The sequence below is a fragment of the Variovorax ginsengisoli genome (genome assembly GCF_030811835.1).
Classification (GTDB): Bacteria; Pseudomonadota; Gammaproteobacteria; order Burkholderiales; family Burkholderiaceae_C; genus Variovorax; species Variovorax ginsengisoli_C.
Window position 1 is genome coordinate 196,203 of the sequence record NZ_JAUSRO010000011.1, and the last position, 22,655, is coordinate 218,857.

The window sequence follows — 22,655 nt, forward strand, 5'->3', positions numbered from 1 at the left end:
CATGAGATCCCTGCGCGGCCAGTTGCTCTTCTTCTGGATGCTGCTTTTCGCGGTATTCGTGGCGCTGGCCGTCGTCATGATCACGCTCTACAGCAGCAGCGCCGGCGCACAGGTTGCCGCCGCCCGGACGACCACCGACCGCGCCTGCAGCGCCGTTGCATCGCGCTATGCGCAGTCGGTGGCGCAGCCGCCTCCGGCGCAACCCCGGCTCGACCTGCTGCAGGTGCTGCTGCAACTGGTGCTCATCGAAACGCCGCATGTCGAGGGCGGCGTGTGGCAGCAGTCGGGCGGCCTGATCGCCTATGCCTATCCCACATACGAAGGCAGCGGCGTCAAGCGCGACGTGCCGGTGACCGAGCAGCCGCTGATCCTCGAGCTGGCCGAGCGCGCCGCGCGGTCCCGGCAGGCGCAGGTGGAAGTGGTGCGGGGCAGCCGCGAAGCGCTGGTCGTTGCGGCCTGCCCGCTGGCGGCGTCGGGCACCGACCTGGCGGCCTGGACGATGACGCGCACCCACGCCGGCGCGCTTGCTGCGCAGGGCAGCCTGCGCACCGGGCTGGGTGTGCTGATGGCCGCCGTGCTGGCCTCCGGCCTCTGGCTGGGCTTCATCCTGCTGCGCGGCCTGCGCCATGTGCAGCGCATCGAAACCCGGCTCGCCGAGGCCAGCGGCGAGGCCGTGCCCGAACTGCCACGCACTGGCGTGCGCGAGCTTGACCGCATCGTCGACAGCTTCAACCGCTACCGGCTGCGCTTCGAGGAGGCACGGGTCCACCTGCGCGAGGCCGCACAGGTGCGCAGCCGCGACCAACGCCTGGCTGCGCTCGGCCGCATGACCGGCGGCATCGCACACGAGATCCGCAATCCGATCGCCGCCATGCGTCTGAAGGCCGAGAACGCGCTGGCCGCCGCCCCCGAGCGACAGCCCGATGCGCTGCGCGCGATCGTCGGGCAGATCGACCGGCTCGACGGGCTGGTGCAGAGCCTGCTGGCACTGGTGCAGCCACTCACGCTGGCGACCTGCCGCGTCGACCTGCGCGCATGGCTCGACGAACGCGCCGCCACGGTGGTCACCCAGGCCGCCGCGCGGGACGTACAGCTGAGCGTCGACATCGCCGCGGGCACGCCTGCGCACGCAACCTTCGACCCGGTGCACCTGGCCCGCGCCGTCGACAACCTGCTCGACAACGCGGTGCGCCACGCGCCCCACGGCGGCCACGTCGGCCTGACCGCGCTGCAGCCGGATGCGTCGCACGTCGTGCTGCGGGTCGACGACGATGGCAGCGGCATCGACGACGCGCTGCAGGCGCGGCTCTTCGAGCCTTTTTCCACCGGCCGTGCCGACGGCACCGGCCTGGGGCTGGCGCTGGCGCGCGAGGTCGCGCTGGCCCATGGCGGCGACCTGCGGCACATCGCGCTGGCGCCCGGCACCCGCTTCGAACTGGAACTGCCATGGCACGGCTCCTGATCGTCGACGACGACAACGCCTTTCGCGAGACCCTGGCCGAAACGCTGCAGAGCCTGGGCCACGACGTGACCGAGGCGCCGGACGGCAACCGCGGGCTCGCCGAGCTCGGCCACGCGCGCTTCGATGCTGTGTTCCTGGACCACCGCATGCCCGGCATGGACGGCCTGCAGACGCTCGCCGCCATGCGCGCGACCGTCGCACGGCTGCCGCCTGTGATCGTGCTGACGGCCTTTGCAAGCGGCGGCAACACGATCGAGGCGATGCGCCTGGGCGCCTTCGACCACCTGACCAAGCCGGTGCGGCGCGAGGACGTGCGCGAGGTGCTGGCAAGGGCACTGCAGCAGGAGGCACCGGCCGTCGCATCGGCACCGCGCCCGGACGACGAGGACGCGCTCGAACTCATTGGCCCGAGCAGCGCGATGCGCGAGGTCCACAAGCGCATCGGCATGGCCGCGGCCAGCACACAACCCGTGCTGGTGGTCGGCGAGACCGGCACCGGCAAGGAGATGGTCGCGCGCGCCCTGCATCGCCACTCGGCACGGGCCGAGCGGCCCTTCGTGGCGATCAACTGCGCGGCCATTCCAAAGGAGCTGCTCGAAAGCGAACTCTTCGGCCACGTGCGGGGCGCGTTCACCGGCGCATCCGGCGACCGTCCGGGCTGCTTTCGCGCCGCCGACGGCGGGGTGCTGCTGCTCGACGAGATCGGCGACATGGCGCTGGGCGTGCAGGCCAAGATCCTGCGGGCGCTGCAAGAGGGCGAAGTCACGCCGCTGGGCAGCCACAAGACGGTGAAGGTCGACGTGCGCGTGGTGGCGGCGACCCATCGCGACCTGGCCGCCGCCGTGCGCGACGGCGCCTTTCGCGAGGACCTTTACTACCGCCTGAACGTGCTGTCGATCCAGGTGCCGCCGCTGCGCGACCGGCTGGCCGACATCATTCCGCTGGCCGAGCACTTCCTGCGCCTCGCCGCGCCACCGGGCGAACCCCCCAAGGGCCTGTCCGCCGCGGCTGCACAGCAGCTGCTGCGCCATGCCTGGCCAGGTAACGTGCGCGAGCTGCGCAACCTGATGGCGCGTTGCCAGGCGCTGGTGCGCCACCGGGTGATCGGCGCCGCCGATGTGGCCGAGGGCACGCAGGGCGATGCATCGGCGGGCGGCGCCGCCACCGGCCTGCCGCTCGACTGGCTCGACAGCGATCTGCCCGCCGCAACCGAGCGGCTCGAGCGCCTGCTGATCGGCCACGCGCTGGCGCAAACGCAAGGCAACCGCGCCGAGGCGGCCAGGCGGCTGGGCATCCACCGCCAGTTGCTGTACCGCAAGCTGGCGCAGTACGGCATCGCCTGAGTCACCGCCGCACGCGTCCTGGGACAGCCGCAGCGTCCGGAAAGCGGACAACAGGTGTCCCGCAGCCATGCACAACGCGTGCACGCTACTTTCGTAAGTATTTGATTTTAAAGGATTTATTCGCTGGCACGTTCCGTGAGACATCTCAGGCACTCAACCAACCCAAGGAGTTGCCCATGACCTCGCGTTTCACCTCGTTCACCCGCACCGCACTGACCGCCGCCAGCCTGCTGGTCGCCGGCGCCGCCTTCGCGCAAATGCCACCGCCTCCGCCCGCTGGACCGGTGCCCGGCGCCCCGTTGGCCAATGGTCCGGGCGCTGCGCCGCTCGCAGTCCCGCAGGCCGGGACGGTCGTCAACGGCCAGGTGCAGCGGTGGCTGCTCAACCCCAACGGCGACGCGGACGGCCTGCTGCTGGCCGATGGCACCCAGGTCGCATTTCCGCCCCATCTCTCGGCCCGCCTGTCGACCACCGTCAAGCCAGGCGACACGGTGCAGGTCAGCGGCTGGCGCGCACCCAATGCGCCAGTCCTGCGCGCCATGACGATCACGGCGAACGGGCAGAGCGTGACCGACACGCCACCGGCGCTGGGCGAAGCACCGCCTGCACCGCCCACACCGGGCGCCCTGACTGCACTGGTGGCGGACGGCCGCATCGCCCGCCTGCTGTACAACGACCGCGGCGACGTCCACGGTGCCGTGCTCGACAATGGCGCCATCGTGCGCTTCCCGCCGCACATCGGCGCGCAGTACGCAGCCCTGCTGCAGCCGGGTGCGCCGCTGTTTGCTCGCGGCTGGGGCACCCGCAATGCCCTGGGCACGGCCCTGGAGGCCACCAGCCTGGGTCAGAGCGCCAGCGCCGCGAACGACGTGTTCGCCCCCCCCGGTGCGGTCGGCGCAACGGGTGTGCCAGGCGCCCAGCCCGTGCCGCCGACGCGCCTGAAGGGCCACGGCCCGCGCACCGCACGGCCGACCCCGCCCACGGCACCGGCCGTGTCGCCGGCAGCGCCCGTCGTCCCGTCGGCCTCCTGAGCCGCGCACGGCCATGAATGCCCCCGCCACCCCCTCGCGGCGCAGCATGCGGGCGCTTGACGCGCTGGCTTTCCTCGCACCCGACATCCAGGGTGGCGTGGGTCCGTTCCTGATCGTGTTCATGGCCGGCACGCTGGCCTGGGACCCGCAGCGCATCGGCACCGTCATGTTCATCTCGGCGCTGGTCGGACTGGCGGTGCAGGCGCCGGCCGGCGCGCTGATCGACACGGTACGTTCCAAGCCGCGCTGGATCGCCGGCGCGATCACCTTGATCGCCATCAGCCTGGTGGTCATGGCCAACTGGCCGAGCTATGCGGTGATCCTCGGTGGCCAGTCGCTCATCGGCGCGGCCGGCACGCTGGTGGCGCCCGCCATCGCCGCGACGAGCCTGGGCATGGTCGGGCGTACCGGCCTGGACGCGCGCATTGGCCGCAACGCGGCGATCACCGCGGGCGGAACGGTGGTCTGGGCGCTGGGCACCGGCTGGGTCGGCCACGTCTTCGGTTCGCCTGCGATGTTCTTCTATGCCGTCGTGATGGCGGTGCCAACCATCGCCGCAGCGCTGCTGATCCGCGACCGGGACATCGACCTGCGGCTGGCGCGCGGTGCCGACTCCGACGCAGATGCCGCACCCGTGGCCGGCGCAACCGGCGCACGCGCCCCGCGCTGGTACGACCATCGCCTGTTCATCCTGCTGGGCTGCGCCTTCCTGTTCCACCTGGCCAACGCCGCCATGCTCACGCTGGTGGCACAGAAGGTCGGCACGCGCGCCGGGACGTCGGCGGCGCTCTGGCTGTCGGGCGGCGTGATCGTGACGCAGCTGGTGACGATTCCGATCGGGCTGGCCGTCGGACGCTGGGCGCCCAAGCTGCCACGCAAGCCGATCTTTCTCGTCGGCTTCGCCGTGCTGCCGGTGCGGGGCCTGCTCTATCTTCTGGCCGACAGCCCGGCGTCGCTGCTCGCGCTGCAGGTGCTCGACGGCATTGGCGCAGGTGTCTTCGGCGTGATGCTCACGCTGATGCTGAGCGACCTCACGCGCGGCAGCGGCCATTTCAACTTTGCACTGGGCATCGGCGCGGCCTGCGTCGGACTCGGTGGCGCTCTGAGCAATCTGGTGGCCGGCACGGTCGCCCAGTCATCGGGCTACGACACGGCGTTTCTCATGCTCTCGGGCGTGGCTGCGCTGGCGCTGGCGCTGTTTGCCCTGGGCATGCCGGAGACGCGCCACGCACCCGCCCGCACCGGGCTCCTTCCTGTTTTTTCATCCCCACTCTGAAAGAGGTATCTCATGTCTCCATCCCACGACACCATCGACGTCTGGGCCGTCGAAGGCCAATTCGAGCATCTCATCTACAGCCCCAAGGGCAGCGTGGAAGGCGTGCTGATCGACACCGACGGCGTGCCGACCCAGTTCGTTTTCGCGCCGCACGATGACGCGGCCGTGGCGGCCTTCAGCGGCCTGCGCGCCGGACAGGCCCTGGTCATCGAAGGCAGCGAGCAAGGGCCTTCCCCTAAGGGTGAGCCCGCTCACACGGTGTACGACCTGCAGCGCCTGGTCTCGGTCGACGGGCATCCGCCATGGCCTGCGCAGGTCAGTGGCGCCATCGAAGGCACGGTCGCGCGCCTGAACTATGCGCGCCACGGCGAGCCCAACGGCGTTGTGCTCGACACCGGCGACTTCGTCCACACCAAGCCCGACGGCCTGGCGCGCCTCGGCCTGAAGGTCGGCGACAAGGTGAAGGCCGAAGGCCGCACCCAGCCGCTGTCGACGGGCGGTGGCCGCGTGGTGGAAGCCACCCAGGTCAACGGCAAGCCGGTGAAGGCGCCTGCGGCGGATTGAGCGAGCGCCGGCCGCGTGACCGCAGCCGGCCGCTTCTTGCGAAGGCTGGCACCGAATTCGCTTGCGAGGGTGGCACCACAACCACTCCAAGGTGACCCAGATGGCAAAGATCCCGCCCGGCGTCGGTCCCGGCTTTCCGCAGGTGGTGGTGCTGGTCGGCGCCACCGGCGATCTGGCCCGGCGCAAGCTGTTGCCGGGGCTGTTCCATCTGTGCACTGCCGGCTTCATTCCAGGATGCCGGATCGTCGGTGTCTCGCTCGACGAGATCGACGTCGAGGGCTTCCGCGCGATCGCCCGCGCGTCGCTCGACGAGTTCGGCAGCCGCAAGACCACCCCCGACGCCTGGGACGCCTTTGCGGCAGCCCTCGACTACGTGCCGCTGTCGGCAGGCGCCTCGGCGCTGCGGGCGGCCGTCGAGCGCGCCGAAGCGGCGTTGGGCAGGGAATGCCGGCGCCTGCACTACCTGAGCGTGCCGCCCAACGCGGCGCTGACCGTCGTGCGCACGCTCGGCGAGGCCGGGCTGGTCGAACGCTCGCGCATCGTCATGGAAAAGCCCTTCGGCACCGATCTGGCCAGCGCCGTCGCGCTCAACGGCAAGTTGCACGAGGTGTTCCAGGAGGCGCAGATCTTCCGCATCGACCACTTCCTGGGCAAGGAGCCCGCGCAGAACATCCTGGCCTTCCGTTTCGCCAACGGGCTGTTCGAGCCGATCTGGAACCGCAACTTCATCGACCACGTGCAGATCGACGTGCCCGAGACGCTGGGCCTGGGCAAGCGTGCCGGCTTCTACGAGCAGACCGGCGCCTACCGCGACATGGTGGTCACGCACCTGTTCCAGATCCTGGCGTTCATGGCGATGGAGCCGCCCACCGCGCTCGAACCCGCGCCGATCAGCGAGGAGAAGAACAAGGTGTTCCGCAGCATGGAGCCGATCCGCCCGGCCGACGTGGTGCGTGGGCAGTACAGCGGCTATCGCGGCGAGGAAGGTGTCGATCCGGATTCGGACACCGAAACCTTCATCGCGCTCAAGTGCCACATCGACAACTGGCGCTGGGCTGGCGTGCCCTTCTACCTGCGCACCGGCAAACGCCTGGCCGAAGGCCAGCGCATCATCTCCATCGCCTTTCGCGAGCCGCCCAAGAGCATGTTCCCGCCCGGCTCCGGCGTCGGCGCGCAAGGCCCCGACCACCTGACCTTCGACCTGGCGGACGCGTCGAAGATGTCGCTCTCGTTCTACGGCAAGCGCCCCGGTCCGGGCATGCGGCTGGACAAGCTCAGCCTGCAGTTCGCGATGCGCGACACCGGCATGGCCGGCGAGGTACTCGAAGCCTACGAGCGCCTGATCCTCGATGCGATGCGCGGCGACCGCACGCTGTTCACCACGGCCGAGGGCATCGAGCGGCTGTGGGAAGTTTCGACCCCGCTGCTCGAATCGCCGCCACCGGTGCGCCTCTACGAAGCCGGCTCCTGGGGACCGAAAGCGGTGCACCAGCTGATTGCGCCGCATGCATGGCGGCTGCCGTTCGAGCGGGCGTGGCGGGATCCGAACCAGGCGGGGAGTTGAAGGCGAGGAGGCCGCCAGGTGGCCTTACTCGAACACGGGCCGGAAGAAGCTGCGCTCGTAGCTGACGATGCACCCTGTCTCCTCCGCATACCTGAACGCGGCCTGGCACTGCGCATCGTCGAAGGACTTCGTCCGATAGGCCTCGTAGGCCGCCAGGGAGGGAAAGGAAAAGGACGCGAGCGCGATGTTGTTCGCACCTTCCGACGGAAGCAGATAGCCGTGGTGCGTGCCGCCGAGCCGGTTGACGAGCCCGATCCAGACCTTGCCGTAATGCTCGAATTCCTTGAGCTTGCGGGGGTCGATGACGTAGCGAAGGTGACAGGTGATCATGAAGCGAGGCCCGGGTCTTGCAAGTTTGCAGCGGATTGGTCGGTATTCTGAGGCTCAATCCTGCGCCACCTGCAACACCAGCTTGCCGAAGTTCTCGCCCTTGAACAGCCTGTTGAGCGTTTCGGGGAAGGTATCGAGCCCCTGCACCACGTCCTCCTTGCTCTTCATGCGTCCGTCCTTCAGGTAGCCCGCCAGCTCGGCGACGGCCACGGGATAGCGGTCGGCGTAGTCGAATACCACGATGCCCTCCATGCGCGCGCGGTTCACCAGCAGGCTCAGGTAGTTGCGAGGGCCTGCCGCCGGCATGCTGTTGGCGTTGTTGTACTGGCTGATGGCGCCGCAGATGATGATGCGGGCCTTGCGCGCGATCCTGGCGAGCACCTGGTCGAGGATCTCACCGCCGACGTTGTCGAAGTAGATGTCGACGCCCTTCGGGCAATGTTCCTTCAGGCCCGCGCGCACGGCACCCTCGCCGGCCTTGTAGTCGATGCAGGCGTCGAAGCCCAGTTCCTTCACCACCCAGTCGCACTTGGCCGCGCCGCCTGCGATGCCGACCACGCGGCAGCCCTTGATTTTCGCCAGCTGGCCTACGGTCTGCCCCACGGCGCCGGCCGCGCCGGACACCACGACCGTCTCGCCGGGCTTGGGTTGGCCCACGTCCATCAGCCCGAAGTAGCCGGTCATGCCTGGCATGCCCAGCACGTTGAGCCATTGGCCGATGCTGCCGGCCTTCAGGTCGATCTTCACCAGGCCGTTGCGCTTGAGGTCATCCTGCGCGATCACGATGTATTCCTGCACGCCGAGCGTGCCGTACACCGCGTCGCCGACCGCGAAGGCCGGGTTCTTCGATGCCACGACGCGACCCACGCCGCCGGCGCGCATCACTTCGTCGATGGCCACCGGCGGAATGTAGCTGCGTGCGTCGTTGAGCCATCCGCGCATCGCCGGGTCGAGCGAAAGCGACAAGGTCTTGACCAGTACGCCGCCTTCGGCCGGCTCGGCCACCGGCTCGGTGGTGAAGCGCCAGTGCTCGCGGGTGGCGAGGCTGTCGGGGCGCTTGGCCAGGCGGACCTGGTGGTTGGTGAGCGTGGCGGTCATGGCGGGTCTCCTTGTGGGGGTCTGGGGTGGAGGCGGATGCTAGCCCCGACGCGCGGCATGCGACGTAGCGCGCGCGACAGCACCTGACGATCTCGGCGTGTTGTTTCTTTCGATTCCGGCGACGGTCTCAGCCGCTGCTCAGGAAGGTGCGGCACCATCGCGCCACCATGTCAACGCACCGTCCCCATCTCATCGCCGTCGCGCTCTCCGACCTGCACCCCACCCAGATCACCGTGGGAGCGGCCGAAGTGGCCGTCAAGCGCGCGCAGTGGGCAGGCCTCAGGCGCAAGGCGCGCGAGCACACCCTGGCCGCGCACTGCTTTCCGGCGGTCAAGGGGCCAGGCGGGCGCTACTTCATCGTCGACCACCATCATCTGGGCATGGCCCTCCGTGAAGAAGATGTCGGTACGGTGTGGGTCACGCTGCTGGACGACCTCTCAGCGATTCACGGCGAGGCCTTCTGGCGCGTGATGGAGTTCCATCGCTGGGCGCATCCCTACGACGAAAAGGGCCGGCGCCAGGACTACGACGCGATTCCCTCGCAGGTATCCGAGCTGCGCGACGACCCGTACCGCAGCCTTGCGGGCTTTGTGCGCGAAGCCGGTGGCTATGCCAAGGACGCGGCGCCTTTTGCCGAATTCCTCTGGGCCGATTTCTTTCGGCCGCTGATTGCGCGCAGGAAGCTCGAGATGTCGGGCTCACAGGCCCTGCCGATCGACGCGCTGCAGCAGGCGGTCGCGCTCGCGCGGGGACCGACGGCGCGTTACCTGCCCGGCTGGACCGGCGTGAGCCCGAGCCTGGCGGCCGTCAACAGCGGGCTGGGCGCGCCGGTCGCGCCGCCGGCCAAGTGAGCACCGACACCACGAGTCGGGGCCGACCGTCCATCGCCGATCTGGTGGCCGGCCTGTCGATCGCCGGACTCCTGCTGCCCGAGGCGGTCGCCTATGCGAGCATTGCCGGCCTGCCGCCGCAAAGCGGCGTGCTGGCGCTGTTCGCAGGTCTGCTGGTGTACGGGCTGATGGGCAACAGCCGTTTTGCCATCGTCTCGGCGACCTCGTCCTCGGCCGCGGTGCTGCTGGCCGCGGTCGCGCCGTTGGCCGGCACCGACACGGTGCTGCGCATGGCGTTCGGCGCCGGTGTGGTGCTGCTGACAGGCGTGTTTTTCGTCATCGCAGGGCTGGCGCGGCTGGGCGCGGTGTCGAGCCTGATCGCCAAACCGGTGCTGCGCGGCTTTGCCCTGGGGCTGGCCATCACCATCGTGGTCAAGCAGATGCCGCAGGTGCTGGACGTGCATCCGGCGCACAGCGACTTTCCGCGCTTTGTCCAGGAGCTGGTGACGAGCTGGCCCCACTGGAATCTTGCCGGCGGCGCCATGGCGCTGATCGCGCTCGCCTTGCTGCGCGGGCTGGGACGTTGGCGCGCAGTGCCGGCCGCCCTGCTGGTGATCGCGATCGGCATCGGGCTCGACGCCGCGGGCTACTGCAAGGTGTGGGGGGTGGCTGCGGTGGGTCCGATCGCGCTGGACTTCTCGAGTCCCGCGCTCCCGGCGCTGGCGCGCACCGACTGGCTGCGGCTGGGCGAGCTGGCCTTCGCGATGGCGCTGATCCTGTACGCCGAGTCGTATGGTTCGATCCGCACATTCGCGCTGCGCCATGGCGACAGCGTCTCGGCCAATCGCGACCTGCTCGCACTGGGCGCAGCCAACATCGCGTCGGCGCTGTTTCATGGCATGCCGGTGGGCGCGGGCTACTCGGCGACGTCGGCCAACGAATCGGCCGGCGCGAAGAGCCGGGCCGCAGGGCTGTTTGCAGGCGCGGTGGTGCTGGTTGCGGTGCTCACGCTGCTGCCGTGGATCGCCCACACGCCCGAGCCCCTCCTGGCGGCCATTGTCATCAACGCGGTGAGCCACTCGCTCAACCCCGCCGCGTTGCGACCGCTGTTCCGCTGGCGGCGCGACCGGCTGATTGCCCTGGTGGCCGTGGCCGCCGTGCTGCTGCTGGGCGTGCTCGACGGTCTGCTCGCGGCCATCGGTCTCAGCCTGCTGCTGCTGCGGGGCTTGTCGCGCACCGGCGTGAGCTGGCTCGGCCGGCTCGGCGACAGCCACGACTACGTCGACACCGCGCGGCATCCGGAAGCCGCGGTGCCGCCCGGCGTGTTGATCGCGCGGCCCGACGTGCCACTGTTCTTCGGCAATGCCGACGGTGTCTTCGCCTCCATCCGCGAACGCATCGAAGCCACGCCGGCGCTGCAGCGCGTCGTACTCAGCCTGGAAGAGTCGCCCGACCTCGATGCGACCAGCGTCGAGGCGCTGTGCGACTTCGCGCAGTGGACGCACGCGCGTGGCGCCCAACTCGTGCTCGCGCGCGTGAAGGACACGGTACGCGACCTGCTCGCGCAGGTGAGCTCGGCGGACTTGCCCGCAGGCGCGTATGCGGCCTGGAGCGTGGACGACGCCGTGCGGCCTATACCGGCAGCGTGAGCGCAAAGGCAGGGTCGTCGGCCTCCAGCACGCCTTGCGCCCAGGCAGCGAGCTTGCTCGTGTCGGCGCGCAGCACTTCCTGCTTGACGGCCAGGATCTGCGAGGGGTGCATCGAAAAGCTTCGCAGGCCGAGCCCGAGCAACAGACGGGTGAAGGTGATGTCGCCGGCCATCTCGCCGCACACGCTCACGCCCTTGCCCTGTCGGCGGCATTCTGCGATGGTGTCGGCCACCAGCCGCAGCACAGCCGGATGTGCCGGATCGTAGAGGTGCGCCACCGCCTCGTCCGCACGGTCGATCGCCAGCGTGTACTGGATCAGGTCGTTGGTGCCGATCGACAGAAAGTCGAAGTGCTGCAGGAACAGCCGCAACGTGAGTGCGGCGGCCGGAATCTCGATCATCGCGCCGAGCTTGCACTGGCCATACACCGCACTCCGCGCGTCGAGCTCGGCCTTGGCGGTGTCGATGAGGGCCATCGTCTGGCGGATTTCGGTGGCGTGCGCCAGCATCGGAATCAGCAGGTGGATTTCGCCGTGCGCCGCCGCGCGCAGGATGGCGCGCAGCTGCGTGAGGAACATGGCCGGGTCGGCCAGGCTCCAGCGGATAGCGCGCAGCCCGAGCGCGGGGTTCAGGTGCTCCTGGCGAGCGGACTTGCCATCGAGCGGTTTGTCGGCGCCGACGTCGATGGTGCGGATGGTCACCGGCATGCCCTGCATGCCTTCCACCGCACGGCGGTAGGCCTGGTACTGCTCTTCTTCGTCGGGCAGGCGCGCGAGCTGCTGCGCCTCGCGGCCCATGAAGAGGAATTCGCTGCGAAACAGGCCCACGCCCACGGCACCGGCCTTGAGCGCACCCACGGTGTCCTCGGGCATCTCGATGTTGGCCAGCAGGTCGACGCGCTCGCCGTCGAGCGTGATGGCCGGCTTGTGGCGCAGGCGCGCGAGCCGGCCACGTTCGAGGTCGCCCTGGCGCTGCTTGAAGCCGTATTCGGCCAGGATGATCGGCGACGGGTCGACGATCACCACGCCCGCGTCGCCGTCGATGATGACCCAGTCGTCCTGGCGCACCAGCTGGCTGGCGGTGCGCGCGCCGACCACCGCCGGAATGTCCATGCTGCGCGCCACGATGGCGGTGTGCGAGGTGCGCCCGCCGACGTCGGTCACGAAGCCGGCGAACACGCTCTTCTTGAACTGCAGCATGTCCGCAGGCGACAGGTCGTGCGCGATCAGCACCAGCGGCACGTCGACGCCGTCACCAGCCGTCGGGTCGTGCGGGTCGTCGTCGTCATGGTTCGTGGCGGCGCGCTTGCGGCGCGGCGGCGACGGCGCCAGCACGGCGGCGGTGCCCTTCATGCGGTGCAGCATGCGCTCGACCACCTGTTCGAGGTCGGCCTTGCGCTCACGCAGGTACTCGTCCTCCATCTCGTCGAACTGGCGCGCGATGACCTCCAGCTGCGTGGTCAGGGCCCATTCGGCGTTGTAGAGGCGGTCGGTGATCCAGTGCTTGACGCCCCCAGACAGCGCGTCGTCCTGCAGCAGCATCTGATGCACTTCGAGCAGCGCGGCCAGTTCGTGCGGCGCCTCGCTCGGCCCCATCAGCGCCACGTTGGCCTGCAGCTTGGTCAGCTCGTCGGCCACCGCGTTGCGAGCCGTGCGCACCCGGTCGATTTCGCTGGCGACTTCCTCGGGCTTGATGAAGTAATGCGCCACGTCGATGCGGCTGGACACCACCAGCACCGCGCGGCCGATGGCAATGCCCCGCGCGACCGGCAACCCATGAACGGCAAAGGTCATGGTCGAGTCCCCTCTTTGCGCGTGAGATGCCGTCGAACCGGCTCTGCCGGGCGACCCGCATCGCCCCCTTGCAGGGGGAAGGCGTCTACGCGCAGCGAGAAAGCCTGGGGGTGAGCCAAATCACTCGCCCTCGCCGAACTTGTCGTTCATGAGCGCCACGATCGCGTCGTTCGCCTGCTGCTCCTGATCGCCGTCGGTCTCGAGCACCACGGTCGTTCCCAGGCCGGCGGCCAGCATCATGACGCCCATGATGCTCTTGGCATTCACACGGCGTTCGCCGCGCGTGAGCCAGATTTCGCACGGAAAGCTGCCGGCGAGCTTGGTGAGCTTGGCCGACGCGCGCGCGTGCAGGCCCAGCTTATTGCTGATGGTCACGGATGTCTTGATCACTGTGCTTTCTTCTTGCCTGGTTCTGGGGAGCCGCCACGGCGACCTGCATGACGCCCGCGGTACCGCCGGCGACCGCGCGCTGCACCAGCGCCTCGAGCGGTTCGTTGCGATAGCTCACCGCGCGCAGCAACATCGGCAGGTTCACGCCGGCGACGAGCCGAGAGCGCGCGCCGTCGACGAGCTTCTGCGCAACGTTGCACGGCGTGGCGCCGAAGACGTCGGCCAGCACGAGCACCTGCGAGCGTGGCAAGCGCTGCATCTGTTCGAGCGTGATGCGCGCCGCTGCAAGCGTTTCCTCGGGCGACACGTTGGGCAGCACGTCGAGCGCCCGGATGTGGGCTTCGCTGTCGGGAAACACATGCAGCGCGCACTGCCGCAGCGCCTGTGCAAGCGGCGCGTGGGCGATGATGAAAATGCTGTTCATGCGGTAAAGGGTGCGGGCGATGGATTATGCGTGGAGGCGGGCCGAAGACGACCCGTGCAGGCACGCATCATGGCAGGCGCAGGCCGTCGAAGAACGTCGCCAGCGCATCGGAGGCCGAAGGTTCGCCGATCACCGTGGCCTGATAGAGCGCCATCTTGCCACCGCGCGCCTGGGCAAACCACAGGACGTGGGCGCCTGTACCGGCATCCACACGCCCACCTGCGGTGCCGGGTGGCGGTGCATCGAGGCGCACCGCCGACGGCGACAGCGCCGCGCGCGGCACATGCGCGGCCGATTCGCCAACGATGACGGCACCGTCGAGCTGCGCACGCCACGCTGCCCGCCAGGCGCGCAGCCATGCCTCGGCCTGGGCCGCATCGGCGGCTTGCGCATGTGCAACGGCAAATGTGGCGCCACCAGCCTCGCAGCCGACCATCTCGACCCGCACCGGGTCCGCTCCCATGGGCAGTTCGCGTGTCGCCCGGTCGGGCTTGCAGGGCAGCAGCGCCACCAGCCCATCGGCGCCCAGGGGCGTTTCGCGCCAGTTGAAGGTTGGACTGCAGGCGAGCAGTGCGAAAGACGCGAACAGGATGACCAGGGCCCCCTGCGAGGCGCCGGCGCGGCATCTGCAAAGACGCTGCGCCAGTCGGCGCGGGGTGACGGGCATCGTGGTCATCGCCTGCCGTCGCTCATCGCAGTGCGCCAAACACCTTGCGCAGGATGGCGCTGCCACTGCCCACCGGGTCCTGGCGAATCTTGCGTTCCTCCTCACCGATGACCAGGTACAGGCCATCGAGCGATTTGCCGGTCACGTAGCGCTGGATGTTGGCGTCCTCCTGCTTCACCAGACCATAGTCGGCCGCCTTGCCGGCCAGCCGGTTGTACTTGTCAGCCAGTTGGACCTTCACGGTCGCGGCCGTGACCAACGGCAAAAAGCGCTCGGTGAGCGGCGCGCGCGTCTTGCCCACGAAGAACTGCGTGACCGACGTTTCGCCACCGGTCAGGATGCCCTTGGCATCAGCCACACTCATGCTGCGCACGGCGCTCACCAGCAGTTCCCTGGAGGCCGGCACCGCCTGCTCGGCCGCCCGGTTCATGGCCGTGACGAGTTCGTCGATGCGGCCGCCCTGCCCCACCATGCGCAGCATCTTGGCGCCATTCTCGAGATAGCCTGGCAACGGGATGCGCACCTTCGGATTGCCCAGGAAGCCATCGGGCCGTCCCAGCAGCGACACGGCCACGCTCGCGCCCTGCTCCAGCGCAGCGCGCACGCCGCTGGCGGCATCGCCCGCGCTCAGGTCACCCAGCGACAGCGCGTACGCCTGCCGGGTGGCGAGCAACACCATCGAAGCCGGCACGGCAAGGCAGGCGGAAGTAAAATTGCGACGTTCCATTGAACGATCCTCCCATGAAAAAACTGCTCTATGTTGCCGCAACCGCCATCGCACTGGCCATCGGCGTGAGCGTTTACCTGCAAACCGGCGTATCCGCCGCGCCGGCATCCACCTTCGTCCTGCTCGACGGCAGCAAGAAGAGCACGGAGGATCTCAAGGGCAAGGTGACGTTGGTGAACTTCTGGGCGACCAGTTGCGTGACCTGCGTGGCCGAAATGCCGAAGGTGATCGCCACCTACGACAAGTACCAGGCGCAAGGCTATGACACGCTGGCCATCGCCATGAGCTACGACCCGCCCAGTTACGTGGTGAATTTCGCGCAAACGCGCAAGCTGCCGTTCAAGGTGGCGATCGACAACACAGGCGCCGTCGCCAAAGCCTGGGGTGACGTGGCGCTCACGCCCACCACCTACGTCGTCAACAAGCGCGGCGAGATCGTCAAGCGCTACGTGGGCGAGCCCGACTTCGCCGAGTTGCATCGCCTGATCGAAAAGCTGCTCGCCGAGGCCTGAGCGTTTTTCTCGCGCGGGCGTGCATCGCCAGATTTGCTAATCTGTCGGCATGAGCGCTCCTGCTTCTCGCCCCCATCCGCTGCCAATCATGCCGGTCGTCCGCATGGTCGAGGCGCAAACGCCCGAACACCTCGATCTCGCCCGCACCATCTTTCGCGACTATGCCGACGCGCTGGGCGTCGACCTGAGCTTCCAGAACTTCGACGCCGAACTCGCAAGCCTGCCCGGTGATTACGCACCGCCGCGCGGCACGGTGCTGCTCGCATTGGTCGACGTGGATGATGCGCCTTCGCCCGCCGCCGCAGATGCAGCGCCACGCCGGCTGCAGTTGGAAACGCAACCGGGTGTCTGGGCCGAGGTGGCAGGTTGCTGCGCGCTGCGGCCGCTCGACGCGGCCGACTACCCCAACGCAGCGGAAATGAAACGCCTGTACGTGCGCCCGGTGTTTCGTGGCCTCGGGCTCGGCCGTCAACTGGCGGAGGCCATCCTGGACGCTGCGCGCACGTCCGGCTATGGCTGCGTGCTGCTCGACACGCTCAGCGACATGGAATCGGCGCGGGCACTGTACGAAGACCTGGGCTTCGTCGAGGTGCCGCCCTACTACCACAACCCCATCGCGGGGTCTCACTACCTGAAGGTCGCGCTGTAGCCACCACTGCGGCCATCGATCGCTGCGTCCTTCAGCTCGGCCCTCAGCCGCGTGCCTGCGTCAGCAGGGTGGCGGCGTCACTCACTTCGAACTTGCCCGGGCCTTCGACATTCAGCGTGGCGACCTTGCCGTCCTTGACCAGCATCGAGTAGCGATTGCTGCGCACGCCCATGCCACGCGAGGTCAGATCGAGCGTGAGGCCGGTCGCCTTGGCGAAATCGGCGCTGCCATCGGCCAGCATACGCACTTTGGTCCCGCTGTTCTGATCGCGCGCCCAGGCGCCCATCACGAACGCGTCGTTGACGCTCAGGCACCAGATTTCATCGACACCGGCGGCCTTGAAGTCGTCGAAATGCTCGACATAGCCAGGCACATGCTTGGCCGAGCAGGTGGGCGTGAAGGCACCTGGCAGCGCGAACAGCGCGATGGTCTTGCCAGCGGCAGCCTTGCTGACGTCGACGGCATTCGGGCCAATGCTGCAGCCTTCGCCCTCGACTTCAGAGTACTCGTACAGGGTGGCCGAAGGAAGGGTGTCACCGACTTTGATCATGATGGGAATACTCCAGACAAAAAAGAAAAACGGCCCACATTGTGGGCCGTTTTCGATGGGCGTTGTGCGCCGCAGGTCAGACCAGGACGGCCTTCTCGACCAGACGGGTCACAACCCAGTTCTTGGTCTTGGAGATCGGACGGCTTTCCGTGATCTCGATGGTGTCGCCCAGGTGGTACTCGCCCTTTTCGTCATGGGCGTGGTACTTGCTGGTCTTGGCCACGATCTTGCCGTAGAGCTCGTGCTTGACACGACGCTCGACGAGCACCGTCACGGTCTTCTCGCGCTTGTCGCTGACCACCTTGCCGATCAAGGTGCGCTTGAGGGATTTTTTAGCTTCCGTCATGTTCATTCCTTGCTGGCGGCTTGGGTTTCTTGCTGCTTCTGAGCAAGGATGGTCTTGGCGCGCGCGATGTCGCGACGCGTCACGCGAAGCGTCGAGGTGTTCGACAGCTGTTGCGTGGCTTTCTGCATGCGAAGGCCGAAATGGGCCTTCTGCAGATCCTTGACCTCGGTTTGCAGGCCTGCGATGTCCTTCGTGCGAAGGGTTGCAGCCTTGGACACCTTTGCGGGTTGAGCCGCTGCGTCCTTCTTCTTACGTGTTGCCATGTGTGTTCTCCGTGTCAGGCGCCAAGCTGGCGAGCGACGAACGTCGTACGCAGCGGAAGCTTGGCAGCGGCCAGGCGGAACGCTTCGCGGGCGAGCTCTTCGGGCACACCGACGATTTCGAACACGATCTTGCCGGGTTGGATTTCCGCGACGTAGTACTCGGGGTTGCCCTTACCGTTACCCATCCGCACTTCTGCGGGCTTGTGGGAGATCGGCTTGTCGGGGAACACACGAATCCAGATCCGGCCGCCACGCTTGACGTGACGCGAAATCGCACGACGTGCGGCTTCGAGCTGGCGCGCCGTGAGGCGGCCGCGGTCGGTACATTTGAGACCGAAATCACCGAAAGCCACCGAGTTGCCTCGGGTGGCGACGCCGGTATTGCGGCCTTTTTGTTCCTTGCGGAACTTCCTGCGTGCAGGTTGCAGCATGTTTGTTTACTCCGTGAGGACTGCCCCGGACGCTTGCGCGCCCGGGAAAGACCGATTACTCGGTCTTGGCACCGTCAGCTGCTGCAGCTGGCGCGGCTTTGCGGACGCGCTTAACGGCGGGTTTCGAGTCACCGGCACCGCCGGTTGCTTCTGCGGGCTTGTCGCTGCCATCGGCCGGCGCGGTGTTGCCACCGATCGGGCCACGGGCACCGGCGCGCGGGCCGGAGCTCGGACCACGACGGTCCGAACCCGGACGGTCGCCACCCGGGCGGCCATCGCGACGCGGACCGCGGGGGCGGCGCTCGTCGTCAGGACGCGGCGTTTCGACGGCCGGCAGATCGTTGCGGCCCAGCGTATCGCCCTTGTAGACCCAGACCTTGACGCCGATGACGCCGTAGGTGGTCTTGGCTTCCGAGGTGCCGTAGTCGATGTCGGCGCGCAGGGTGTGAAGCGGCACGCGGCCTTCGCGGTACCACTCGCAACGAGCGATTTCGATACCGTTGAGACGACCCGACGACATGATCTTGATGCCCAGTGCACCCAGACGCATGGCGTTCTGCATCGCACGCTTCATGGCGCGGCGGAACATGATCCGCTTTTCGAGCTGCTGCGTGATGCTGTCGGCGATCAGTTGGGCATCGATTTCGGGCTTGCGCACTTCTTCGATGTTCACTGCGACCGGCACACCCAGCTGCTTGCCGAGTTCACGCTTGAGGTTCTCGATGTCTTCGCCCTTCTTGCCGATCACGACGCCCGGACGTGCCGAGTAGATCGTGATGCGGGCATTCTTGGCGGGACGCTCGATGAGCACGCGCGAAACGGATGCGTTCTTGAGCTTCTTCTTCAGGTACTCGCGCACCTTGATGTCTTCGGCCAGCATGCCGGCGAAGTCTTTGTTGCTGGCGTACCAGCGGCTGGACCAATTGCGGCTGACCGCAAGGCGGAAGCCGGTTGGGTGGATTTTTTGTCCCATAGTCTTCCGGCCTCTTAGTTGCCAACCGTCACGTACACATGGCACGTGGGCTTGCTGATGCGGTTGCCGCGACCCTTGGCGCGAGCGGTGAAGCGCTTGAGCGTGGCACCTTGTTCGACGTAGATGGTCTTGACCTTCAGCTCGTCGATATCGGCACCGTCGTTGTGCTCGGCGTTGGCAATCGCCGACTCGAGCACCTTCTTGATGATCACAGCGGCTTTTTTCTGCGTGAATTGCAGAACGTTCAGCGCTTGATCGACCTTCTTGCCGCGGATGAGGTCCGCGACCAGACGGCCCTTGTCGACCGACAGGCGGACACCGCGGAGGACTGCACGTGTTTCAGACATGGTCGTTCCTTACTTCTTCTGGACTTTTTTGTCCGCGGGGTGCCCCTTGAACGTGCGCGTGAGCGCAAATTCGCCGAGCTTGTGGCCGACCATCTGGTCGGTGATGTACACGGGCACGTGTTGCTTGCCGTTGTGCACGGCAATGGTCAGACCGATGAACTCGGGCAGAACCATCGAACGACGCGACCAGGTCTTGATCGGCTTCTTGTCCTTGGTCGTCACAGCCTTGTCGGCCTTGGCCACCAGATGGTGGTCGACGAAAGGACCTTTCTTGAGAGAGCGAGTCATTTGCTATCCCCTTATTTCTTGCGACGCGACACGATGAAGACCTGCGTGCGCTTGTTGTTACGGGTGCGATAGCCCTTGGTGAGATTGCCCCACGGGTCGACTGGATGGCGACCTTCACCGGTCTTGCCTTCACCACCACCGTGCGGGTGGTCCACCGGGTTCATGACCACACCGCGAACGGTCGGACGGATACCCATGTGACGCTTCACACCTGCCTTGCCCAGACGGCGCAGGCTGTGCTCTTCGTTGGCGACTTCGCCGATCGTAGCGCGGCACTCGACGTGCACGCGACGCACTTCACCCGAACGCATGCGCACTTGGGCGTAGACGCCTTCACGTGCCAGGAGCGTGGCCGAGGTGCCAGCCGAGCGAGCGATCTGCGCGCCCTTGCCGGGTTGCAGTTCGATGCAATGGATGGTCGAACCCACGGGAATGTTGCGGATCGGCAGCGTGTTGCCAGCGCGGATCGGGGCTTCCGAACCACTCAGCAGCGTTGCACCGGCTTCCAGACCGCGCGGGGCGATGATGTAGCGGCGCTCGCCGTCGGCGTAGCACACCAGAGCGATGTGGGCGGTGCGGTTCGGGTCGTACTCGATGCGTTCGACCTTGGCCGGAATGCCGTCCTTGTTGCGCACGAAGTCCACCACACGGTAGTGGTGCTTGTGGCCGCCACCCTTGTGACGGGTCGTGATGTGACCGTTGTTGTTACGGCCGGCCTTCTGGAACTGAGGCTCCAGCAGCGCAGCGTGAGGAGCACCCTTGAACAGGTGGTCCCGCGAGATCTTCACCGCGCCACGTTGGCCCGGCGAAGTCGGCTTCATCTTAATGACGGCCATGATTAAGCACCTTCCCCGACGAGGTTGAGCTCTTGACCCGGCTTCAGCGTGACATAGGCCTTGCGAACGTTGTCGCGGCGACCGATGGACTTGCCAAAACGCTTGGTCTTGCCCTTGGTGTTCAGAACCGACACGCCCTGGACTTCGACCTTGAACATCAGTTCAACAGCGGCCTTGATCTCGGGCTTGGTGGCGTCCTGCAGCACCTTGAAAGTGACGGCATTCGACTTCTCGCCGACCATCGTGGCCTTTTCGGACACGATCGGTGCGACCAGCACGGCCATCAGACGGCCTTCTTCGAACTCGCGTTCGGCAGGCGTAGGATTCATGCGGCTCATGCGAACATCTCCTTGAGCTTGTCGACGGCGCCCTTGGTGACGATCACCTTCTTGTAATGCACCAGCGACACCGGATCGGCGTAACGCGGCTCGACGACGAGCACGTTCACCAGGTTGCGCGAGGCGAGGTACAGGTTTTCGTCGACTTCTTCGGCGATCACGAGGACCGACGCGAGGTTCATCGCCTTGAACTTGTCAGCCAGCGGCTTGGTCTTGGGCGAGTCGACCTTGATCGAATCGACCACGGCCAGACGGCCTTCACGAGCGAGTTGCGAGAGGATGGCGGCCATACCGGCGCGGTACATCTTCTTGTTGATCTTCTGCGTGAAGTTTTCGTCGGGCATGTTCGGGAAAATGCGGCCGCCGCCACGCCACAGGGGCGAAGACGTCATACCGGCGCGGGCACGGCCCGTTCCCTTTTGCTTGAAAGGCTTCTTGGTCGAGTGATGGACCTGTTCGCGGTCCTTCTGGGCGCGCGTGCCTTGGCGGGCGTTGGCCTGGAATGCAACAACGATCTGGTGGACCAGGTCTTCGTTGTAGTCACGGCCGAACACGGTTTCCGGCACGTCGAATTTCGACGCAGCCTGGCCTTGTTCGTTCAGGAGTTCGAGTTCCATTACTTCGCTCCTTCAGCCGCTTGCGGCTTGGCCTTGATGGCGGGACGCACGGTGACGAAGCCACCCTTCGAACCCGGAATCGCGCCCTTGATCAACAGCAGTTGACGTGCTTCGTCGATGCGGAAGACGTCGAGGTTCTGCGTGGTCACGGTGACGTCGCCGAGGTGGCCCGTCATCCGCTTGCCCGGGAACACACGGCCCGGATCCTGCGCCATACCGATGGAGCCCGGCACGTTGTGCGAACGGCTGTTACCGTGCGACGCGCGCTGCGAGCGCATGTTGTGGCGCTTGATGGTGCCAGCGAAGCCCTTACCGATGGAAGTGCCCTGCACGTCCACCTTCTGGCCGACCGCGAACACGCTGGCCGCAGCAATCACGCCACCTGCCTTGTGCTGACCAGCCGTTTCGGCGGTCACGCGGAATTCCTGGATGATTTCACCTGCTTGGACACCTGCCTTGGCAAGGTGGCCGGCTTCAGGCTTGGTCACGCGCGATGCTTTACGCGAGCCAAACGTCACCTGAAGGGCAACGTAGCCGTCGGTTTCTTCCGACTTGATCTGGGTCACGCGGTTGTTGGACACATCCACCACCGTGACAGGAACTGCGTCCCCGTCATCGGTGAAGAGACGCATCATCCCCACCTTGCGGCCCAGCAACCCGAGGGAGTTGCTCAGACTCATTTGTTTTCTCCAAAAATGGAAGTCCTCTTTCGCCACTGCCACTTCAATTGGCGACAGTGTTGAGCCAGTCAGCCCGGCTCACGAAAGAAGGTTGATAAAACCCAACCCATCCGGCACGGTTGTGCAAGACGGGCAGAGCCGGCAATTATAGCCCGCATCCAGCAAAGGGTGCAAGCCGCGTCGCCGAAAGAAAAGCCCGCCTGCGTAGCAGACGGGCTTCAAGAGGCAAAGCGCAGTGCGATTACTGCAGCTTGATCTCGACGTCGACGCCAGCCGGCAGGTCGAGCTTCATCAGCGCGTCCACGGTCTTGTCGGTCGGGTCGACGATGTCCATCAGGCGCTGATGCGTCCGGATTTCGAACTGGTCGCGCGACGTCTTGTTGACGTGCGGCGAACGCAGGATGTCGAAACGCTTCATGCGGGTCGGCAGGGGCACGGGGCCCTTGACGATCGCGCCGGTGCGCTTGGCGGTGTCCACGATTTCAGCGGCCGACTGGTCGATCAGCTTGTAGTCGAACGCCTTCAGGCGGATACGGATCTTTTGCTTGGTTGCCATGACGTGATTCCTTTGTGCGCGCGAATCAGGCGAGAACCTTGGCGACCACGCCCGAGCCCACGGTACGGCCACCTTCGCGGATGGCGAAGCGCAGGCCTTCTTCCATGGCGATCGGGTTGATC

The 22,655-nt window shown here is 67.0% G+C and carries 30 protein-coding genes; 10 read left to right on the forward strand and 20 right to left on the reverse strand.

Annotated elements, in window-relative coordinates; all coding sequences use genetic code 11:
• The first annotated feature begins 1 nt into the window (after position 1).
• From J2W36_RS17880 to zwf, 6 genes are all read left to right on the forward strand, one after another.
• A complete protein-coding gene (locus J2W36_RS17880) occupies positions 2-1,462 on the forward strand; it encodes a sensor histidine kinase (RefSeq protein WP_307691096.1) in 1,461 nt (486 codons plus the stop codon).
• Positions 1,447-2,805: a sigma-54-dependent transcriptional regulator gene (locus J2W36_RS17885; RefSeq protein ID WP_307691097.1), complete on the forward strand. Its 1,359-nt coding sequence runs from the start codon at positions 1,447-1,449 to the stop codon at positions 2,803-2,805. Before J2W36_RS17880 ends, J2W36_RS17885 begins: the two co-directional genes overlap by 16 nt.
• A gap of 176 nt (positions 2,806-2,981) precedes the next feature.
• On the forward strand, positions 2,982-3,836 hold the full coding sequence (locus tag J2W36_RS17890) for a hypothetical protein (RefSeq protein WP_307691098.1): 855 nt from the start codon (positions 2,982-2,984) through the stop codon (positions 3,834-3,836).
• Positions 3,837-3,849: 13 nt separating this feature from the next.
• Positions 3,850-5,112: an MFS transporter gene (locus J2W36_RS17895; RefSeq protein ID WP_307691099.1), complete on the forward strand. Its 1,263-nt coding sequence runs from the start codon at positions 3,850-3,852 to the stop codon at positions 5,110-5,112.
• Between the two features lie 12 nt (positions 5,113-5,124).
• Positions 5,125-5,676 carry a hypothetical protein gene (locus J2W36_RS17900; protein WP_307691100.1) on the forward strand — a complete coding sequence of 184 codons (552 nt, stop codon included), beginning with the start codon at positions 5,125-5,127 and terminating at the stop codon, positions 5,674-5,676.
• Positions 5,677-5,776: 100 nt separating this feature from the next.
• Positions 5,777-7,240 (forward strand): glucose-6-phosphate dehydrogenase, encoded by a 1,464-nt coding sequence (gene zwf, locus J2W36_RS17905; protein WP_307691101.1) that lies wholly within the window; start codon positions 5,777-5,779, stop codon positions 7,238-7,240.
• 24 nt (positions 7,241-7,264) lie between these two features.
• Here zwf and J2W36_RS17910 read toward each other — a convergent pair whose 3' ends face one another.
• Both J2W36_RS17910 and J2W36_RS17915 read right to left on the reverse strand, forming a co-directional pair.
• Positions 7,265-7,570 carry an NIPSNAP family protein gene (locus J2W36_RS17910; protein ID WP_307691102.1) on the reverse strand — a complete coding sequence of 102 codons (306 nt, stop codon included), beginning with the start codon at positions 7,568-7,570 and terminating at the stop codon, positions 7,265-7,267.
• A 54-nt stretch (positions 7,571-7,624) separates the two neighbouring features.
• Positions 7,625-8,668: an NADP-dependent oxidoreductase gene (locus tag J2W36_RS17915; RefSeq protein ID WP_307691103.1), complete on the reverse strand. Its 1,044-nt coding sequence runs from the start codon at positions 8,666-8,668 to the stop codon at positions 7,625-7,627.
• A gap of 167 nt (positions 8,669-8,835) precedes the next feature.
• On the opposite strand from J2W36_RS17915, the gene J2W36_RS17920 reads away from it, so the two are divergent.
• Positions 8,836-9,519, forward strand: a complete 684-nt coding sequence (locus J2W36_RS17920; RefSeq protein WP_307691104.1) for a ParB-like protein — start codon at positions 8,836-8,838, stop codon at positions 9,517-9,519.
• Positions 9,516-11,147 carry a SulP family inorganic anion transporter gene (locus J2W36_RS17925; protein WP_307691105.1) on the forward strand — a complete coding sequence of 544 codons (1,632 nt, stop codon included), beginning with the start codon at positions 9,516-9,518 and terminating at the stop codon, positions 11,145-11,147. The genes J2W36_RS17920 and J2W36_RS17925 overlap by 4 nt, the downstream gene beginning before the upstream one ends.
• On the opposite strand, the gene ptsP is transcribed toward J2W36_RS17925, so the two are convergent.
• From ptsP to J2W36_RS17950, 5 genes are all read right to left on the reverse strand, one after another.
• Entirely contained in the window at positions 11,131-12,939 is a 1,809-nt protein-coding gene (gene ptsP / locus J2W36_RS17930; protein ID WP_307691106.1) for a phosphoenolpyruvate--protein phosphotransferase, read from the reverse strand. The two genes, J2W36_RS17925 and ptsP, sit on opposite strands and share 17 nt — an antisense overlap.
• Before the next feature lie 120 nt (positions 12,940-13,059).
• Positions 13,060-13,329 (reverse strand): HPr family phosphocarrier protein, encoded by a 270-nt coding sequence (locus J2W36_RS17935; RefSeq protein ID WP_307691107.1) that lies wholly within the window; start codon positions 13,327-13,329, stop codon positions 13,060-13,062.
• Complete coding sequence (locus tag J2W36_RS17940) at positions 13,298-13,753, reverse strand: PTS sugar transporter subunit IIA (protein WP_307691108.1); 456 nt, start codon at positions 13,751-13,753, stop codon at positions 13,298-13,300. The genes J2W36_RS17935 and J2W36_RS17940 overlap by 32 nt, the downstream gene beginning before the upstream one ends.
• A gap of 67 nt (positions 13,754-13,820) precedes the next feature.
• On the reverse strand, positions 13,821-14,420 hold the full coding sequence (locus J2W36_RS17945; protein ID WP_307691109.1) for a hypothetical protein: 600 nt from the start codon (positions 14,418-14,420) through the stop codon (positions 13,821-13,823).
• A 22-nt stretch (positions 14,421-14,442) separates the two neighbouring features.
• Positions 14,443-15,147 carry a DUF4197 domain-containing protein gene (locus tag J2W36_RS17950; RefSeq protein ID WP_307691110.1) on the reverse strand — a complete coding sequence of 235 codons (705 nt, stop codon included), beginning with the start codon at positions 15,145-15,147 and terminating at the stop codon, positions 14,443-14,445.
• Positions 15,148-15,161: 14 nt separating this feature from the next.
• On the opposite strand from J2W36_RS17950, the gene J2W36_RS17955 reads away from it, so the two are divergent.
• Positions 15,162-15,659, forward strand: a complete 498-nt coding sequence (locus J2W36_RS17955) for a TlpA disulfide reductase family protein (RefSeq protein WP_307691111.1) — start codon at positions 15,162-15,164, stop codon at positions 15,657-15,659.
• Positions 15,660-15,762: 103 nt separating this feature from the next.
• Positions 15,763-16,308 (forward strand): GNAT family N-acetyltransferase, encoded by a 546-nt coding sequence (locus tag J2W36_RS17960; protein WP_442478269.1) that lies wholly within the window; start codon positions 15,763-15,765, stop codon positions 16,306-16,308.
• Positions 16,309-16,351: 43 nt separating this feature from the next.
• Here J2W36_RS17960 and J2W36_RS17965 read toward each other — a convergent pair whose 3' ends face one another.
• The 13 genes from J2W36_RS17965 to J2W36_RS18025 form a co-directional block, all read right to left on the reverse strand.
• Entirely contained in the window at positions 16,352-16,858 is a 507-nt protein-coding gene (locus tag J2W36_RS17965; protein WP_307691112.1) for a peroxiredoxin, read from the reverse strand.
• 76 nt (positions 16,859-16,934) lie between these two features.
• The gene (rpsQ, locus tag J2W36_RS17970) at positions 16,935-17,204 is read right to left on the reverse strand and encodes a 30S ribosomal protein S17 (protein WP_140844734.1); all 270 of its coding nucleotides are present in this window, start codon (positions 17,202-17,204) and stop codon (positions 16,935-16,937) included.
• Between the two features lie 2 nt (positions 17,205-17,206).
• Positions 17,207-17,422 (reverse strand): 50S ribosomal protein L29, encoded by a 216-nt coding sequence (gene rpmC / locus J2W36_RS17975; protein WP_307691134.1) that lies wholly within the window; start codon positions 17,420-17,422, stop codon positions 17,207-17,209.
• A gap of 59 nt (positions 17,423-17,481) precedes the next feature.
• Positions 17,482-17,898, reverse strand: a complete 417-nt coding sequence (rplP, locus tag J2W36_RS17980) for a 50S ribosomal protein L16 (protein ID WP_307691113.1) — start codon at positions 17,896-17,898, stop codon at positions 17,482-17,484.
• A 55-nt stretch (positions 17,899-17,953) separates the two neighbouring features.
• Positions 17,954-18,871: a 30S ribosomal protein S3 gene (rpsC, locus tag J2W36_RS17985; RefSeq protein ID WP_307691114.1), complete on the reverse strand. Its 918-nt coding sequence runs from the start codon at positions 18,869-18,871 to the stop codon at positions 17,954-17,956.
• 14 nt (positions 18,872-18,885) lie between these two features.
• Positions 18,886-19,218, reverse strand: coding sequence for a 50S ribosomal protein L22 (rplV, locus tag J2W36_RS17990; RefSeq protein ID WP_007838134.1), 333 nt, complete (start codon positions 19,216-19,218; stop codon positions 18,886-18,888).
• A 9-nt stretch (positions 19,219-19,227) separates the two neighbouring features.
• The gene (gene rpsS / locus J2W36_RS17995) at positions 19,228-19,506 is read right to left on the reverse strand and encodes a 30S ribosomal protein S19 (protein ID WP_007838132.1); all 279 of its coding nucleotides are present in this window, start codon (positions 19,504-19,506) and stop codon (positions 19,228-19,230) included.
• A gap of 11 nt (positions 19,507-19,517) precedes the next feature.
• Positions 19,518-20,342 carry a 50S ribosomal protein L2 gene (rplB, locus tag J2W36_RS18000; protein ID WP_213958425.1) on the reverse strand — a complete coding sequence of 275 codons (825 nt, stop codon included), beginning with the start codon at positions 20,340-20,342 and terminating at the stop codon, positions 19,518-19,520.
• Between the two features lie 2 nt (positions 20,343-20,344).
• Positions 20,345-20,671, reverse strand: coding sequence for a 50S ribosomal protein L23 (gene rplW / locus J2W36_RS18005; protein WP_307691135.1), 327 nt, complete (start codon positions 20,669-20,671; stop codon positions 20,345-20,347).
• A 5-nt stretch (positions 20,672-20,676) separates the two neighbouring features.
• Positions 20,677-21,297: a 50S ribosomal protein L4 gene (gene rplD / locus J2W36_RS18010; RefSeq protein ID WP_307691115.1), complete on the reverse strand. Its 621-nt coding sequence runs from the start codon at positions 21,295-21,297 to the stop codon at positions 20,677-20,679.
• Positions 21,297-21,977 carry a 50S ribosomal protein L3 gene (gene rplC / locus J2W36_RS18015; protein ID WP_307691136.1) on the reverse strand — a complete coding sequence of 227 codons (681 nt, stop codon included), beginning with the start codon at positions 21,975-21,977 and terminating at the stop codon, positions 21,297-21,299. The genes rplD and rplC overlap by 1 nt, the downstream gene beginning before the upstream one ends.
• A 241-nt stretch (positions 21,978-22,218) precedes the next feature.
• On the reverse strand, positions 22,219-22,533 hold the full coding sequence (rpsJ, locus tag J2W36_RS18020; RefSeq protein WP_028250951.1) for a 30S ribosomal protein S10: 315 nt from the start codon (positions 22,531-22,533) through the stop codon (positions 22,219-22,221).
• Between the two features lie 25 nt (positions 22,534-22,558).
• Positions 22,559-22,655 (reverse strand): EF-Tu C-terminal domain-related protein (locus J2W36_RS18025; RefSeq protein WP_503169905.1); only part of this gene is annotated, 97 nt, incomplete at its 5' end.